The sequence below is a fragment of the Pollutimonas rozaliensis genome, from assembly GCF_048751585.1.
Classification (GTDB): domain Bacteria; phylum Pseudomonadota; class Gammaproteobacteria; order Burkholderiales; family Burkholderiaceae_B.
Map to the genome: position 1 here is coordinate 1 of NZ_JAZHOB010000383.1, position 232 is coordinate 232.

Genomic DNA, 232 nt, shown 5'->3' on the forward strand with positions numbered 1-232 from the left:
GATATTGAGCTACCGATGCCAGTAGCCAGCGGACACGACATTTTAGTCAAGGTAGCGGCTATTTCCGTTAATCCGGTGGATACTAAGGTGCGTAAACGTGCACAGCCAGCTGCCGGCGAATATAAGGTGTTAGGCTGGGATGCTGCCGGAGAGGTTGTGGCGGTAGGTGAGCAGGTGAGTCGTTTTGCGGTGGGCGACAGGGTTTACTATGCTGGCGCTTTGCAGCGGCAGG

The 232-nt window shown here is 55.6% G+C and carries 1 protein-coding gene; it reads left to right on the forward strand.

Going from position 1 to position 232, the window contains the following annotated elements; translation table 11 throughout:
• Positions 1-232: alcohol dehydrogenase catalytic domain-containing protein (locus tag V0R37_RS23320; RefSeq protein ID WP_420376721.1), on the forward strand; the 232-nt coding region annotated here is incomplete at both ends.